General features: G+C 60.5%; 13 protein-coding genes. 7 read left to right on the top strand and 6 right to left on the bottom strand.

Annotated elements, in window-relative coordinates; genetic code table 11:
- The coding region (locus Q0M74_RS02605; RefSeq protein WP_293951488.1) for a cytochrome P450/oxidoreductase at positions 1-1,558 on the top strand (1,558 nt) is incomplete at its 5' end.
- 39 nt (positions 1,559-1,597) lie between these two features.
- Positions 1,598-2,749 carry a hypothetical protein gene (locus Q0M74_RS02600; protein ID WP_293951487.1) on the top strand — a complete coding sequence of 384 codons (1,152 nt, stop codon included), beginning with the start codon at positions 1,598-1,600 and terminating at the stop codon, positions 2,747-2,749.
- Between the two features lie 98 nt (positions 2,750-2,847).
- On the opposite strand, the gene Q0M74_RS02595 is transcribed toward Q0M74_RS02600, so the two are convergent.
- Positions 2,848-3,411, bottom strand: coding sequence for a TetR/AcrR family transcriptional regulator (locus Q0M74_RS02595; protein WP_293951486.1), 564 nt, complete (start codon positions 3,409-3,411; stop codon positions 2,848-2,850).
- 427 nt (positions 3,412-3,838) lie between these two features.
- Here Q0M74_RS02595 and Q0M74_RS02590 point away from each other — a divergent pair, with 427 nt between their 5' ends.
- Positions 3,839-4,009, top strand: coding sequence for a hypothetical protein (locus tag Q0M74_RS02590; protein ID WP_293951485.1), 171 nt, complete (start codon positions 3,839-3,841; stop codon positions 4,007-4,009).
- Between the two features lie 152 nt (positions 4,010-4,161).
- On the opposite strand, the gene thiD is transcribed toward Q0M74_RS02590, so the two are convergent.
- Positions 4,162-4,962, bottom strand: coding sequence for a bifunctional hydroxymethylpyrimidine kinase/phosphomethylpyrimidine kinase (thiD, locus tag Q0M74_RS02585; protein WP_293951490.1), 801 nt, complete (start codon positions 4,960-4,962; stop codon positions 4,162-4,164).
- A 76-nt stretch (positions 4,963-5,038) separates the two neighbouring features.
- Here thiD and Q0M74_RS02580 point away from each other — a divergent pair, with 76 nt between their 5' ends.
- Complete coding sequence (locus tag Q0M74_RS02580) at positions 5,039-5,383, top strand: hypothetical protein (RefSeq protein ID WP_293951484.1); 345 nt, start codon at positions 5,039-5,041, stop codon at positions 5,381-5,383.
- Here the strand turns inward: Q0M74_RS02580 and Q0M74_RS02575 are convergent.
- From Q0M74_RS02575 to Q0M74_RS02560, 4 genes are all read right to left on the bottom strand, one after another.
- The gene (locus Q0M74_RS02575) at positions 5,380-5,727 is read right to left on the bottom strand and encodes a branched-chain amino acid transporter permease (protein WP_293951483.1); all 348 of its coding nucleotides are present in this window, start codon (positions 5,725-5,727) and stop codon (positions 5,380-5,382) included. The genes Q0M74_RS02580 and Q0M74_RS02575 overlap by 4 nt on opposite strands.
- Positions 5,720-6,442 (bottom strand): AzlC family ABC transporter permease, encoded by a 723-nt coding sequence (locus Q0M74_RS02570; protein ID WP_293951482.1) that lies wholly within the window; start codon positions 6,440-6,442, stop codon positions 5,720-5,722. Before Q0M74_RS02570 ends, Q0M74_RS02575 begins: the two co-directional genes overlap by 8 nt.
- A 61-nt stretch (positions 6,443-6,503) precedes the next feature.
- A complete protein-coding gene (locus tag Q0M74_RS02565) occupies positions 6,504-7,109 on the bottom strand; it encodes a YqgE/AlgH family protein (RefSeq protein ID WP_293951481.1) in 606 nt (201 codons plus the stop codon).
- A complete protein-coding gene (locus Q0M74_RS02560) occupies positions 7,102-8,574 on the bottom strand; it encodes a CCA tRNA nucleotidyltransferase (protein WP_293951480.1) in 1,473 nt (490 codons plus the stop codon). Before Q0M74_RS02560 ends, Q0M74_RS02565 begins: the two co-directional genes overlap by 8 nt.
- Before the next feature lie 112 nt (positions 8,575-8,686).
- Here Q0M74_RS02560 and Q0M74_RS02555 point away from each other — a divergent pair, with 112 nt between their 5' ends.
- From Q0M74_RS02555 to Q0M74_RS02545, 3 genes are all read left to right on the top strand, one after another.
- Positions 8,687-9,643 (top strand): NUDIX hydrolase, encoded by a 957-nt coding sequence (locus Q0M74_RS02555; protein ID WP_293951479.1) that lies wholly within the window; start codon positions 8,687-8,689, stop codon positions 9,641-9,643.
- Between the two features lie 14 nt (positions 9,644-9,657).
- Entirely contained in the window at positions 9,658-12,432 is a 2,775-nt protein-coding gene (locus Q0M74_RS02550; RefSeq protein ID WP_293951478.1) for a hypothetical protein, read from the top strand.
- Between the two features lie 664 nt (positions 12,433-13,096).
- The gene (locus Q0M74_RS02545) at positions 13,097-16,195 is read left to right on the top strand and encodes a murein biosynthesis integral membrane protein MurJ (protein ID WP_293951489.1); all 3,099 of its coding nucleotides are present in this window, start codon (positions 13,097-13,099) and stop codon (positions 16,193-16,195) included.
- Positions 16,196-16,479 lie beyond the last annotated feature (284 nt).

The following is a 16,479-nucleotide window of genomic DNA, read 5'->3' as shown; positions in this document are numbered from 1 at the left end:
CTCCATCATGGCCTCCCAGAAAGATGATGAGGGTAACTACATCCTCGATTCCGATCAGATCGCCATCCATCTCACCGAGTTCTGTGCCGCTGGTACTGACACCACCGCTCAGGCCATGGCCAATGCGCTGCTGTTCCTGGAGAAGAACCCGTCCGCGCTTGAGGATGCCCTCCTGGAACCGGAGCTGTGGCCACGCGTGTTTGAGGAGACGGTCCGCCGTCGTCCGTCCTCCACCTTCGCCTCCCGCCAGGCCATGATCGACGTTGAGCTCGGTGGTGCGCAGATCAAGAAGGGTGACATGGTCTGGATCGCCCTGTCCTCTGTGAACACTGATCCCACCTACATCGACAACCCCTTCGATTTTGATATCCACCGCCCAGATCCACAGGATCACATGGCGTTTTCCACCGGTCGCCACAAGTGCCTGGGTAACCCGCTGGCACGTGTCCAGGGTTCCGTCGGCCTGCAGGTGCTCTTCGAGCGTCTCCCCTCCATCAAGGTCGATGATCCTGATTCCCTCGACTTCGTCCGCATGGCTCTGCTGCCGGCCCGCCGTTCCCTCAACGTCCACTGGGACCTGGCTGATATCGAGCGTTCCAAGCAGGCTGCTGTGCGCACCCTGGATTTGAAGGTCGCTGAGCGCATCGAGGAGTCCGAGGGTGTCATCTCCCTCAAGCTGGTTCACCCTGATGGCGGTGAGCTGCCACGCTGGAAGCCGGGTGCACACATTGATCTGCATCTGGAGGGCGAGATGGTCCGCCAGTACTCACTCTCGGGTGATCATGAGGATCCCACCTGCTACCGCGTGGGCATCCTGCGCGAACCTGCCGGACGCGGTGGTTCCGCAGCAGTTCATGACACGCTTATTAGCGCAACCCCCATCACCGTTTCCTGGCCCCGCAATAACTTCCGCTTCGCTGAGGCTGAGCAGTACCTCTTCATCGCCGGCGGCATCGGCATCACCCCAATCCTGGCCATGATCCGGGAAGCGGAACGGCAGGGCAAGGACTGGAAGCTCCTCTACGGTGGACGCTCCCGCAAGTCCATGGCTTTCCTGGCAGAACTTGAGCCTCATGGCGATCGTGTCCAGCTGGTCCCTCAGGATGAGCTGGGCCACCTGGACCTGGACTCAGTACTGGGGACATCTGTTGACAACACCCTCATCTACTGCTGTGGGCCTGAGGGTCTGCTGCAGGCGGTGGAGGAGAAGTCCGCGCACTGGCCGAAGGGAAGTCTCCGTCTGGAGCGCTTCGCACCGAAGGTTGTGGTGCGTGACCATGAGGATGAACCCTTCGAGGTGGAGTTCACCCAGTCCCAGAAGGCCGTCACCGTCAGTGCAGATGAGTCCATCCTGGACGCCGCCAAACGTGAGGGCATCAGCGTGATCTCCTCATGTGAGAACGGTACGTGTGGCACCTGTGAAACCCCGGTGGTCTCCGGCGATGTGGATCACCGTGATTCCATCCTCACCGCGGATGAGCAGGAAGCCAACAAGACCATGATGATCTGCGTGTCCCGCGCCCAGGGCAAGTGCCCGAAGCTTGTTCTATCCCGTTAAAACCCCTACCTTCACACACCCCTACTTCAAGGAGCCCCTATGCGTCTTAACGGCCTGATCCCTACAGCTGCCGCCCTCACCGCGGTGTTCACGCTTGCTGCGTGTACACCCAGCGAGGCAGACTCCACCGCTGATGCAGAGGCAACCACCACTGCATCAGAAACAACCACTGAGGCCACTGGGGCCACTGAAACCACTGTTGAGCAGGTCACCTGGACTGAGACTCTTCTTGATGGTCCCACCAAACCGGAGGATCTCGTCCTGTTGGAATCAGGCACGGTCTTCCTCAGTGGCATGTCCGAGAACCCCGGTGACGATGACGGTGGTGCCGGCAGCCTGCATGCTGTGGATACCGATTCCGGTGAGCTCACCAATGTCTGGACTCCGGAAAACATCACCGAAGCCCACGACACTGAAACCTTCGGTAGCTGCGATGGCCCACTGGATGCTTCTGTCGCGGCACCACACGGACTGGGCACTGAGGTGGCAGATGACGGCACCGAGTTCCTCTATGTGGTCAACCACGGTGGGCGCGAGAGCATTGAGGTTTTCAGCGTGGATGGGGAAGCACTGACCTGGGTTGGCTGCGCAGTCCTTCCGGAGGCCAGCATGGGTAATGGTGTTGTTGCTGATCCTGATTCCGATGGGTTCTATGTGACCAACTTCTTAGACCCAACCGATATGGAAGCCAGCTTTGAGAAGGCCTTCGCCGGTGAGAACACCGGTGAGATCCTCCACTGGACTCCAGCAGATGGTTGGTCAGTGGTGGAGGGTTCAGAGATGTCCACCCCTAATGGCATCGCCGTCTCTGAAGATGGCGGGTCCATCTATGTGGCCTCCTGGGGTGGCCGTGAACTGGTGGAGTTGGATCGCAGCTCCGGCGAGATTCTGAACACCGTTGGCTTGGACATCATGCCGGACAACCTCCGCTACACCGAGGAGGGCAAGCTTCTGGTTACCGGCCAGGTGATCGACTCCTTTGAGACCTTCCTCGGCTATGAGTTCGGCGATCTTGAGCCTGAGCAGCGTTATGATGTCTTCGCCCTGGATCCGGAGACCTTCACCGTGGAGACCGTGGCCGCCGGCAATGTTGAGGGCTTCGGTAACCCGACCACCGCTCTGGAGGTTGGCGATCGGATCTTCGTGGGCAGTGTCGCAGGCGATAAGATCCTCCAGCTCGACCGCGAGTAGAGACAAGTAGCAACACATAAAAGAAACCGTTTCACCAGACTTTCCCTTGTTGTCAGGGGAGGTGGGCGAAACGGTTTTTAGGTTATAGCCGCCAGGATCTATTCCTCGGCAAACAGCAGCAGCCACTGTCTGGCCAGCGACTGATGTACCAGTTTCTCATTGATCACCTGGTTGCGGACATAGAGGAAGTAGAAGTTACGGTCCAGGCCCATCAGGGTGGCAAGAAACTGGACACGGCGTGGCTCGTTGGCGGCCAGTTCCGGAACGGAGAAACTCAAGCGTCGCATCATGGCCAGCCATTCATCAGCAACCTCTGCGTCTTCAGCCATGGCTTGTTCAATGGCGGAGAATTCCTCCGCATGAGCACGCCACATCTCTGCCAACCCAGCCAGCCAGTCAAGGATGGACTCCATGGTGATCTCCGGCAGATCAAAGATGGCCACCACAGGGCCACGCACCTCAGGCTCAATTTCCTGCATGCGTGCCATCATGAGGTCCGGCTTATTACGGAAGTGAAGATAAAGATTGGCCCGGCTACCGCCTGCTCCCTGGGCGATCTGGTTCATTGATGTGGAACCGTAGCCCTGTTGCTGAAACAACTTCTGGGCAGAATCGATGAAGCGCTGACGCGTATCTGCTGCTTTCTTATCTTTAAGATTCATCACTGCCTGCTTCAAGATTCTAGGGGAAAATTGTTGTCTGATCAGCGTACTTCACCTGGTGACGCCCAGGTGGGAAGATCAACCTGCTGCGGGCAGATACTTGTAGATTATTTTCTATTCCGGGGACTCCAGAGGCCTGTCGGCCCCAGGGGAAGGACATCCCCCTCCCAATTTCAGAGAAAGCAACTCTGCTCGGACACATAACGTGCACAGGGAATTTGCATCAAGTTCACAATTTTTTAATTAGTTGAATCTAATGTCTCATTAAGCAGTCTGATTGCCTCTTTCTCGCCCCACACCCTGTCTGAACAGACCGGGTGTTTTTACCATGCCGGGTATCTACCCCAACATTTCCATCCCCAACCCGCCCTCAGCCTGCACCCCCTTTGAATATCCCTGAGCATCTATCCCTTAAGAAGGAACCACATTGAATCGACGAAGCAATGGTCTACGCCTGGCCACATTCACCACGGCATTGACCGCAGTGTGCGCAGTATCCACCGGGCATGTCGTCGTGACACAGGATGCAGGGATGGAGGAGCTCACCACGGCTGTTTCTGACCTGGCCACTGTAGCCAGCACCCCTCCGACCTGGTGATCACGGAAATCCTGCCCAACACCACCGGGCATGATGAGTCATAAAATCAAGACAATAAAAATGCACTCACCTTCATGGGTGAGTGCATTTTTATGATGATCTTCAAGATGTTCATCCTGCGCATTGAGCAGGATCGACAGGGGGGAAACTGGTTATTTGTTGCCTTCGCTCAACCAGACAGAGGTGAAGGGAGCATTGGAATCCACGGAATCGCGGACAGCCTGGGTGACCACGCGTTTAGCGGTGGTGACAGCCTCAAGCACGGAGGCCTTCTTGGCCAGTTCCGCGGTGATGACCGCAGCGAAGGTGCAGCCAGCACCGGAGACACGGTTGTCGCCGATCTTCGGCTCGGAGAACACGTGGTACTCCTCGCCGTCATAAAGCACGTCGATGGCGTCGTCGCCGGGGAAGTCCAGGCCACCCTTGACCACAACATACTGTGGGCCCTGCTCGTGGATGAGGCGGGCTGCTTCCTTGAGATCATCAAGGGTTTCCAGCTTCTCCAGTCCCGAGAGGGTTGTCGCCTCGAAGTTGTTCGGGGTGATCACGGTGGCGTGTGGGAGCACCTTGGCGCGCAGGGCAGTGTCGGTGTCCAGGGCAGCGCCGGGCTCCTGCCCCTTGCAGATCAGAACCGGATCCAGGACAACATGCCTGAACTTGTTCTGCTCCAGTGCTCCTGCGACGGTATCGATGGTGACCGGGGTGCCGAGCATGCCGATCTTCACCACGTCGAGATCATGGGCGCCGGTGGCTGCCTCAATCTGATTGGCGATGACGTCCGGATCTACCGGCACGAAGCGGTGACCCCAGTTATTCTTCGGGTCGAATGCGACGATGCACGTGATGGCACCGATGCCGTAAACATCCCGCTGCTGGAATGTTTTCAAATCGACCTGAATACCGGCGCCGCCGGTTGCCTCTGAACCTGCGATGACAAATGCGTAATTGACCACCTCAACAAACTTACGAGGTTTGTGACGGATTGGGAACATTACCCCCATTATTTTATCCACCGTTAAGCTTTCACCCATGAGCAAAGTCATTCACGTACGCACCGAGATCGAGATTCCCGGCAACCCATCAGCCATCCATATCGCAGAAATGCGGGAGTACAGTGAGGCCACCCCCACCTCACCGGCCATGTGCACCATGATGCGCATCATCGAGCTGTCCGGTTCTGGCAATGACGAGACCGTCACCGGTGCGGGCCTGATCGGTGGCCAGAATGTTGGTCTGGCTGCCGAACCCAATGAAGTGGTTCCGCACCCGGATTCCTATGCGGCTTTCCCCGACATCAAGGCACGCATAATCAGCGCGGAGGAGTTCGAAGGCCTGTGGGTGGAAGCCGTGACCAAGTTCCCAGAGATCAGTTAGAACACCAGGTTCACCAGCAGCATATAGGCCACGGTGCCGCCCACGATGGACAGTCCGGCGGACCGGCGCCACCAGTGAAGGCCTGCGGTGACAGCCACTCCGATCAGGGAGGCCCAGATGCCACCGGGTGCACCTGTCTGGGAAAACAGGGTGTAAATGACCAGCACGCTCATCACACCCACCGGCATGGTGCGTCCCAGTACAGCCATGAGTTGGTTGTTCTTGATGCCCCTCATGGCCACATAGGGGAAAAGTCGCAGCAGCACGGTGATGATGGCAATGGGGATCAACACCGCCACCACCTGGCCTAAGCTCACCCCGACCGGGAGCCCATAATCACCCATTGTCTGTAGCCTTCAGTTCCATCCGGTGGTCCAGCTTTTCAAAGCGGAAACGCAACAGCAGGATGACAAAGTAGACGGTCAGGGCAAGGACCAGGATCTGGCCAGGCGCAAGCAGGCCGGCCACCAGGGCCAGCACCACGGCGGTTAAGGGCAGGGACCAGTCTTTGTTGTTTTTGAAGGCTTCCCAGGCCAGCACCACGAACAGGGCGGTGAGGGCGAATTCCATGCCCTTGAGCCCCGCGGGTAGTACCTGGCCCACCACGGCACCGATGATGCCGGGGATCACCCACAACAGCTGGCACACGATCTGGATGGTCAGGGTGCGGGTGCCGCTGATCTCCCCGGGTGGGCGTGCTGAGGCGATGGCATAGGACTCATCAGTGAGCGCGTAGGTGGAATAGGCCCGCCCGGGCCTGGACTGGATGCTGTGGCGCGGGAAGGTGAGGCCGTAGAAGATATGCCTGAAGTTCACCATGAAACCGGTGAGCAGGGCAGAAAACGGCCCTACACCAGCGGTGATGAGGCCGATAGCCAGGTATTCCATGGATCCGGCGTAGATCACCACGGAGAAGATCGGTGTCCACCACCAGGCATAACCGGATTGGACCATGAGCAGGCCGAAGGCCAGACCTAAGGGGACCAGGCCGAGTCCCACGGTGCTGGTTTCCTTCAGTCCGCCACGGATCTCCCGGAGTTTTTCCGAACTCACGTGCATCTGAGCTTTCTCATCAAGAGGGGATTCTCACCGTTCCCACGACAGCTACCTTAAAGGTGGTCTAGTTGTCGGTGGGATCAGCGGGGAAGGTGGAATACAGCGGCAGGGGCATGGGCTGGCGGCGCATGACATCGCCCCAGACATCTACACGTCCGGGCGCGATGATGTCGGAGGGCAGTGCCGGGGCGACGAACCAGTCGCCCTGTTCGATTTCCTCGTTGAGCTGGCCGGGTGACCATTCGGCGTAGCCGGCGAAAAAGCGCATGCCCTCCAGGTCATCCTTGACATCTTCCGGTGGGGTGCGCAGATCAACGTGGACCAGTCGGTTGGCCAGTTTGTTGAATCGGGTGGAGTCGTTGACGTCCACCCCGGGCTTGGTCACGCCGAGTCCGACCACGGCCTGTTGGCTCAAGGGCCCGCCGATGTAGAGAGCCTGTGGCTTGGCGGTCAGATCAACCCACTCGGGCAGGACGTTAGCTACGGCGAGATCACTGCGGGAGGCGATATTGACGCCGAAGGTGGTGGCAGGGGAGTGTTCGATGATGAGCACCACGCTGCGGTTGAATTCCGCGGAGGCCATGTCCGGTGCGGCGACAAGGAGCATGCCTGGTTCAACCTCATTGCGTTCCAGGGCGTTGAACAGGCGGTCTGCGTAAAAATCACTCATCTTTTTCTCCTTCCCACCATGCTTTGAGTTCAGCGATGGCGTCTTCGTGCTCGAGCGGTCCGCGCTCCAGTCGTAGTTCCTTGAGGAAGCCCCAGGCCTTACCCACCTGGGGTCCTGCCGGGATGTCCAGGATCTTCATGATCTCATTGCCGTCGAGGTCCGGGCGCACGCGGGCCAGGTCTTCACGGGCGGCAATATCGGCAATTCTTTCTTCCAGGTGATCGTAGGTGGCCTGGAGGCGCTGTGCCTTCCTTTTGTTCCTGGTGGTGCAGTCGGCACGGACCAGTTTATGCAGACGGGGCAGCAGGTCACCGGCATCAGCGACATAGCGGCGGACCGCGGAGTCAGTCCACTGGCCTTCACCGAAGCCGTGGAAGCGCATGTGGAGGAAGACCAGCTGGCCCACCTCGGAGATCATCTGCTTGGAGTATTTCAGTTTGCGCATGCGGCGGCGGACCAGTTTGGCACCGACCACCTCGTGTTGGTGGAAACTGACACGGCCGTCTTCGTTGAAGTCACGGGTGTCAGGTTTACCGCAGTCGTGCAGGAGTGCTGCCCAGCGCAGGACCAGGTCCGGTTCTTCTTCCTGGTCGATGGATTGGCGCATGACCTGGAGGGAGTGGCGGTACACATCCTTGTGTTGCATATGTTCGTCCTGGGTCATCTGCATGGCGGGGATCTCCGGGAAGATGATCTCGGCGATGCCGGTATCGACCATGAGGTCGATGCCGTCCTCGGGGCGTTTGCCCAGCATCATCTTGTCCAGTTCCACCTGGACGCGTTCCACGGTGATGCGGCTGATCTGTCCGGCCATCTCAGTCATGGCGGTGACCACGCGGTCGGCCACGGCAAAGCCCAGCTGGGAGACAAAGCGTGCGGCACGCAGCATGCGCAGGGGGTCATCGTTGAAGGACTGTTCCGGGGTGGCCGGGGTGTCCAGACGCTGGTGCAGCAGATCTTCCAGGCCACCGACGGGATCGTGGAAGGTCAGAGTGCCGTCACCGGCGATCTCCACGGCCATGGAGTTGACCTTGAAGTCACGACGCACCAGATCGCCTTCCAGGGTGTCACCAAAGGTGACCTCCGGGTTGCGGGAGTTGCCGTCATAGACATCGGAACGGAAGGTGGTGATCTCAATCTGCTGGCCGGCCTTCTCCGCAGAGAGGGTGCCGAAGGCGATGCCGGTGTCCCACACGACATCGGCGTAGTCATCCAGGATGGCGCGGGTGCCCTCCGGGCGGGCCGAGGTGGTGAAGTCGAGATCATTGCCCAGATCACCGAGGAAGGCATCACGGACTGATCCACCGACCAGGTAGAGGGAGTGACCTTGGGCGGTGAAGGCAGCGGCCAGTGGGGTGAGGATGGTTGAGAGGTCCCCGATTGCCTGGTGAGCGCGCGCCATGAGTGCGAGACGGTCCACCTTCTGCGGGGAGGTCTCCTGGTTCTGAGCATCCTGGGAATTCACGGCTCTGAGTCTACCCAGTGAGCAGGGGTTCAAACACAATGCTGCCCCACGCCTGCCATCCGGGGTGGTTCATTAATACCTATTAGGGGTTGCTCACGATACGATTACATGAATGAGTGACGTGAAGCCAGAGGGGACAACCAGCGGGGCGCCTAAGCGTAGGCGCCGCCGCCGTTCTCGTCGCCCTTCAGGTCAGAACCAGAATCAACGCCCCAGCACCCAGGAATCCGGACAGAGTACCGGTCAGGGTGCTGGTCAGGGCAGGGAACAGCAGTCTCCACAGGCCTCCCCTTCAGCAGCTACGGGTGCCTCCAGGTCTGAGTCCACCGCAGGTTCCAGCAACCCCAACCGCCGTAAGCGCTCACGTCGTCGTGGCCGCAGCGGAACAGGCTCACAGGGTGGCAATCAGAGTGCCCAGACCACCCAGGGCGCAGGTTCCAGCACCCCGGAGAAGAGTGAGGGACGGGCAGACGGCCGCGCAGGGGGGCGTCGTAAAGCAGCCAACCAGCGTCGTCGCCCGTACCGCAGCAACCAGCGCGTTCACCAGGCCGGCCAGGAATCCCGCATGGAAACCTCCAATGAGACCTCCGCCGGTGGTCTCGTGGTGTCCGGGTTGGCAGAAGCCGTCCTGGACAACGGCGAGGTGGACCTGTCCACCATCTACGTGGCACTGATCGGACGGTTGGACCGCCGCGGCAGGCTGCTGTGGTCCATGCCCAAGGGCCATGTGGAACCCGGTGAGGATAAATCCGCCACCGCTGAGCGTGAGGTGTGGGAGGAAACCGGCATCCACGGTGAAGTATTCGCGGAACTCGGCGTGATTGATTATTGGTTCGTCTCTGAGGGTAAACGCATCCACAAGACCGTGCACCACCATCTGCTGCGTTATATCGATGGCGACCTCAATGATGAGGACCCCGAGGTCACCGAGGTGTCCTGGATTCCAGCCAACCAGCTGATTGAACATCTCGCCTTTGCTGATGAGCGCAAGCTTGCCCGTCAGGCGCATGATCTGTTGCCTGACTTCGCCCGCCGGGAGAAGGCGGAGGGAAGGGCAACCCCGAGGTGACAGGGAACGCGACCGTGAAGGACCGTCGGCACCCACCAACAGCCACCACCGGCCCGGTCCGCACCCCACACAACCTCATCGCCACTGTGACTGCAAGCACACTGCTGGGCGTGAGTGCACTTGTCGGCGCAGGGGAGCCCGCCCACGCCCTCCCTCTGCCCCTGGACCCCGAAGATCCCGTGGTGTCGGACATGTGGGCCAACCCCATCGCCCGCGCCGATGACTTCAACCAGGATGTGGAACTGGAGATCCTGGAAATCAACCCGGCGCGCACATCTGCACCCTCAGAAGCTGCCCCGGGGGATGCATTGGAGCCCGGTGGGGAGCTGGAGGTGCATCTGAAGATCAGCAACAACACCTCTGAGACCCTTGATCAGGTGACGCTGTTGGCTCAGCGTCAGGATGCTGCCTCGGATAACGCCACCGCACGGGTGGCCATGACCACCAATGGTTTGACCTCCTATCCTTATTACGGCACGCAGATGGTGTTGCCGGATGAGATCGCGCCGGGGGATGCTGCTGAAACCACCATGCGTATTGCCACGGATGCTGCTGAGGCGGTCACCCTTGCGATCACGCAGCCGGGTGCTTATCCGCTGCGTATTGCCTTGTCTGGCCAGTTGGATGGGGTGGCGTCCCATTTGGATTCCCAGCGTTTCCTCCTGCCGGTTGCTGGTGGCACCACGGGTGGTTCTCCGGAGGAGGAACCTGTTGCCACTCCGACGACCCTGTTGTTTCCGTTGACTGCGGAGACCGGCATCTTGGGTGGGGAGACCGGTGAGGCGCCTGAGGATCCGCCCCTGCTGCTGAGCTCGGAGGACTTGGCTGGTGAACTTGCGGCTGATGGTCGGCTGACCCGGCTTATCGACGCCTACCTCGCCGCCCCTGTTGCTGTCCGGGAGGCAGCATGCCTGGCTGTTGATCCGGAACTGCTCAGTGTGATTGAGCGGATGACCAGTGGATACACCATCTCTGATCAGCGGGTGAGTTCCGCCAAGCAGAATCAGCGACTGCGTGATCTGTGGACCGCCTCCAATCAGCCTGCCACCGGCACCCCGGGGGTTGGGGTGGCTGCTGCTGATGCTTTCCTGAAAAAACTTCGGACAGCTGCTGCTGATAACTGCACGGTTGCTCTGCCCTGGGCCAACACTGACCTCAATGCTGTGGCTGACACCGGTAACCGCTGGTTGTTGCGTGAGGCCCTGCAGCGTGGCAGTGCCACAATGGAGGAGGTCCTGGGGGTTGCTCCACTGAAGAATGTGGTCATCCCGGGCGGTGGCTACATCACTCCTGCTGCTGCTGAGAATCTGGGGTTGGCGGATACCATCGGCGATACGGTTGCTCTTGAGCAGGCATGGGAGGAGCAGGCGGCCTCTCTGGGTCCTGCGGCAGATCATAATGGCCAGACTGCCCTTGATGATCCTGAGATCACTCCGGCGACTGCTCCGGCACCACCACCGGAATCCCCGGTCACTGTGCTGGTTGCTGACAACACCGTGTGGCGCACACCGTCCGCGGAGCGTTTCCACCAATTGGATGAGGGTGTCACCGCGGTGAGTTACCAGGGGTCATTGTCTGCTACTCTGGCCACGCTCGGTTCTGCACCTGAGACCGTGGGTTATGCCAATCCAGCATCCCGTTTTGATTACACCCTGGATTCTCGTCCTGCCCGGACACTGTCGGGGCAGGCGGCCATCCGCATGACGGTAGATAACAGCGATGCCGACACTCCGGTACTCATCATGCCTCCCGCACAATTGGAGGCGGCGGATGCCTCCATGATCCTCAACACCGCCGGGCAGCTCATGGACTCAGGGGCGGCACAACCCTTCGCACTGTCTGAGTATGTGACCGCCAATGCGCAGCAGCAAACAGATCTGGACACTGCGGTGACCATCGACGGCATGCCGGATTCCACGTCTTTCGGCGCACCCTATGATGATCCGGCGGTGATCACGGAGACAGAGATCCTCCGCGTGACACAACAGGCCACCTATATTGATGATCTCACCGGCATCATGTTCAACGATGTCGGCATCGTGCTCACCCGTTATGGTTTTACCTCACCCTTGCGCCAGGATCTGCTGCGTGCCATGACGCTGAATTCCCGGCGTGCCTTCACACAGCACACCTCGGCCGCCGGTGCTGCTGACCGTCTACTCAATGAGAACCGTGATGCTCTGCAGCAGTTGCGGAGTTCGGTGGCGTTGTTGCCTCCGGGCAATGTGTATACGCGTACCTCTAATTCCTCGCCGTTGATCATCGTGGCGCAGAATGGTCTGCCGCTTCCCGCGGTAACCCAGATTCTTTATACCGGTCCTGAGGATGCGCGGATCACCACACCGGGTGTGGTGCGTATCCCGGCGCGTGGTTCGATCACTTTGCAGATGACTGCTGATCTTCCTGATGACAATGAGCGCACTGATCTGACGTTGTGGTTGGCGTCCCCGGATGGGGCCACCATCAGTGATCCGGTGGAGATCACCGTGCAGCCGCGGCCGAGCATCATGGGTACCGTGGGCATTGTGGCCTTAGGCATCCTGGCATTGGGGGCCCTGTTGGTGTTCCGGGTGTTCAAGATCCGGAAGAATCGTCCTGGTGGGTCAGATGCGGCTTCTCCGGGAGTGGCGTCACGGTCCGGGTCCCCGGCACGGCCGGGTGCACGGTCCGCAGATCCCCGGAAGGTACGCGGGGGGCGTCGTCGTTCCCCTTCATCACGTCATGTGGCACGTGGTCATGGGCGCGCCGATGATGGTTCGGGATCGCCAAAACCACCAGGCAACAACTAACGTATCCGTTCAATCAGTCCACATCGACGCACCTCCATCCTCATCTGGTGATGGTGGAGGTGCACGAACAGAATGGTCACCAGTGAGTTCCACTCCGAAAACCCCGGAGCAACCTCAGGGACAGCGGTCCCGGATTGTTGCCCCAACCCCTCCGTCTCCTGTTCCGGAGACCCGCAAGAAGTCAGTGTCACAGCAGTCCTCATCTGCCGGTGAGGATCGCTCCAGCCTGAAAAGCGCGCCCACTGCCGCAAGCTCTGCCGCGTCTAATGCTGCAGCAGAGGTATCAGCAGGGAGTTCGGCAAGCGCTGTCTCCCGCACTGCTGACGGTGCTGACAGTGGTGTTTCCACACCGCTGAAGGTAGCACCAGCTAAAACCACACCGGAGGCTGTCACCGGGGAGGCGACCGCCACCTCGGCACAGGAGGCCCGGGCATCCGGGGCAGCCAACAAGCTGAAGGCAGCCACCAAGACGTCAGGGTCTGCTGTGGACTCTGGTTCCCACCCCGGTTCCACTGCCGGTGGGGTCACCACCTTGCAGGCTGATGAGGGCAGCGCCCGGGGGGTCGTCGATAAGCACGGTCCCCAGGACTCAACCGGCAACGGCGCCACCCCAGAAGCACGGGAGGAAACCTCCGACTCCGATGTGGTGCGTTCCACCGGGTCCATGGCGGTGGCCACCCTGCTGAGCCGCATCACCGGTTTCCTGCGCACCGTGATGATCGGTGCGGCACTGTCACCGGCAATCGCCTCAGCGTTCAACACCGCCAACACACTGCCCAACCTAATCACGGAGATCGTGCTCGGTGCGGTACTGACCTCACTGGTGGTGCCCGTGCTCATCCGCGCGGAGAAAGAAGACGCGGACAGGGGATCAGGATTCTTCCGACGGCTACTGACCCTGTCGGTCACCCTGCTGGGTGGTGTCACCATCCTGTCGGTGGTGGGTGCACCACTACTGACCCGGATGATGCTGGACTCCGATGGTGAAGTGAACGTGGGCATGTCCACGGCCTTTGCCTACTGGCTGCTGCCACAGATTTTCTTCTATGGGCTGTTCGCGCTGTTCATGGCGGTGCTCAACACCCGGGAGATCTTCAAACCCGGTGCCTGGGCCCCGGTGGTCAACAACATCATCACCCTGGTGGTGCTGGGCACCTATATCGCCATGCCGTGGAGCCTGGACGCCGGCGCGACGGTGTCCCTCTTTGATCCACAGATCGTGTTCTTAGGTGTGGGCACCACGCTTGGTGTGGTGGTGCAGACCCTGATCATGGTGCCGTTCCTGCGCCGGGCCGGTGTGGACATGCGCCCGCTGTGGGGTCTTGATGACCGCCTCAAGCAGTTCGGTGGGATGGCCCTGGCCATCATCGTCTACGTGGCGATCTCCCAGCTGGGTTATGTGGTCACCACCCGCATTGCGTCCTTGGCTGATGCGGCAGCACCGTTTATCTATCAGCAGCACTGGCTGCTGTTGCAGGTGCCCTATGGCATCATCGGTGTGACACTGCTGACCGCCATCATGCCGCGCCTGTCGCGCAATGCCGCTGATGGTGATGACAAGGCCGTGGTAGCCGACCTGGGCCTGGGCTCCAAGCTGACCTTCATTGCCCTGATCCCGATCGTGGTGTTCTTCACCGCCTTCGGTGTGCCCATCGCCAATGCCCTGTTCCAGTGGGGTGCCTTCGATGCAGCCTCCGCCAACATCCTCGGCTGGACCTTGAGCTTCTCCGCATTCACACTGATCCCTTATGCGCTGGTGCTGCTGCATCTGCGTGTGTTCTATGCCCGTGAAGAGGTCTGGACACCCACCTTCATCATCGCCGGCATCACCGCCACCAAGATCGTGCTGTCGCTGGTGGCACCCCTGCTGTCCAACTCCCCGGAACGCGTGGTGGTGCTGCTCGGTGCCGCCAACGGCTTCGGTTTCGTCGCCGGTGCTGTGATCGGTGCCTACCTGCTGCGCCGTAAACTCGGTCTGTTGGGCATGCGCTCCCTGGCCAAGACCTCCCTGTGGGCTCTGGGCTCAGCGGCAGTCGGTGCCGGTGTGTCCTGGCTGCTCGGCCTGGGCATGCAGGCGGTCATGGGTGACTTCCTCTTCGGCACCTTGGGTTCCTTTGGTTACCTGTTGTACCTGGGTGTCATCGGTGTCATCTTCCTGATTGTCACCGGTCTGGTGCTGTCACGTTCCCGCCTGCCCGAGGTGCAGAACCTGGGTAAGGCACTGGCACGCATCCCCGGCCTCAACCGCTTCATCCGCCCGGATGAGGAACTCTCCCTGGATGTCGGTGAGGTGTCTGATCAGGAGCTGTCCAGCCAGATCATCGTCTCCAACGAGTTCTCCTCCACACCGATCCCACCACCGATGTCCGCCGGTATCGTGCGCGGCCCCCGCCTGGTGCCGGGTGCGCCGGTCTCCGATGGTCGTTTCCGCCTCCTGGCCGATCACGGTGGTGTGCCGGGTGCCCGCTTCTGGCAGGCACGCGAAAGCACCACCGGCAGGGAAGTGGCACTGATCTTCGTGGACACCTCCGGCAACGCCCCCTATGCGCCACTGACCCCGGCTGCGGCCGCCGGTGTGGCCTATGAAGTCCAGCGACGCACCAAGAAACTGGCCGCACTGGACAGCTCCGCGATCGCACCGAACATCCAGACCCACGCCTATCGCAACGGCTGTCTGATCGTGGCGGACTGGATCCCCGGCAACTCACTGACCAAGGTGGCTGCCGAGGGCGCTGATCCCCGTGCCGCCGCCTACGCCATGGCCAACCTGACCGACGCCATGGCCGCTGCCCACACAGCCGGTGTTCCACTCGGCCTGGACAATAAGTCCCGCATCCGCATCAACGCGGAGGGCAATGCCGTCCTGGCCTTCCCCGTGGTCCTGCCGGAATCCACCCGGGAACGCGATACGGCTTCCATTGCAGCAGCACTCGAGATGCTTATCGACACCACCACCGCACCCACCGATGTCACGGCCCTGCGCGAACAGACCCACACGGTCAACGCAGAAGACCCCGCAGCACTCCATGCCCTAGCTGATGCCCTGCGCTCCTGTGGCCTCCACACCGAGGACGAGGAACCGGTACAGATCCACGTGGCGAAGGAACGCACCCCACGCCCGGACAAACAGTCCGGCTTCGGTGCATCCGGATACTCCCTGAAGATGATGGCTGGCATCGCCATCATCGTCTTCCTCCTGGTGTCCATGGTGGCAGCCGGAACCGCCTTCCTCACCAGCTTCCTCAGCGGCGACAATGAGGAATCCCCACTGGGCTCCACCGACGCCACGGTGACCACCAGCACCGAGGCCACCGAACCGGTGGGCCCACCGCTGTACCTCGACCTCGCCGCCGCCCATGAGTGGAACAAGGGGGTTGGTGATCAGCTGGATGAGGTCATTGATGATGATTCCTCCACCGCATGGACCTCCACTGGTTCCACGGGGCTGCTGGTCACACTGGAAGACCCGGCACAGCTGGCACATGTGGTGATCACCCCGGGTTCCGGTGCGGACTCCAAGGTCACCTCCACGGTGAAGCTCTTCGTCTTTGATTCCACCGATCCCACTTCACTGTCCGAAGGCATTGAACTGGGCGAGGTGGAGTTCTCCGCACGCAGCATCGCCCACAGCATTGAGAAACCAGCTAATGCCCCGGATGACGCCCAGTCCGTGGTCATCTGGGTGGAGAACGTGACCTCCTCCGACTCCGATGAGGATGATCCCACCATGCAGATCGCCGAGGTGGAGATGGCGGGCTGGTAAATCCCCTGCACCTGATCACCCACTAATTACCAGAGCAGTGAGGGACTGCGGGCCGCCCCGGCATCTGTGCCAGGGCGGCCCGCAGTCCCCATCTCACCCTTTTGGGTGCAATAACATATGGGCAGACCACCTTCCCGGCCCTGAGAACCTCCTGTGAGCACACTGAATCACAGGAATGGCATCCTCCGGCATCAAGCAAGCAAGCCCGGCCAAAACAAACCTTAACCCCCTCCACATTGGTGATATCGCAACCTTTAAGGTGGCACCCCTCCACCCGATACCAC

Origin of the sequence: uncultured Corynebacterium sp. (genome assembly GCF_945649885.1) — a bacterium.
Lineage (GTDB): Bacteria > Actinomycetota > Actinomycetes > Mycobacteriales > Mycobacteriaceae > Corynebacterium.
Note: the sequence above shows the minus strand (reverse complement) of the source record. Positions and strands in the feature narration are given on the sequence as shown.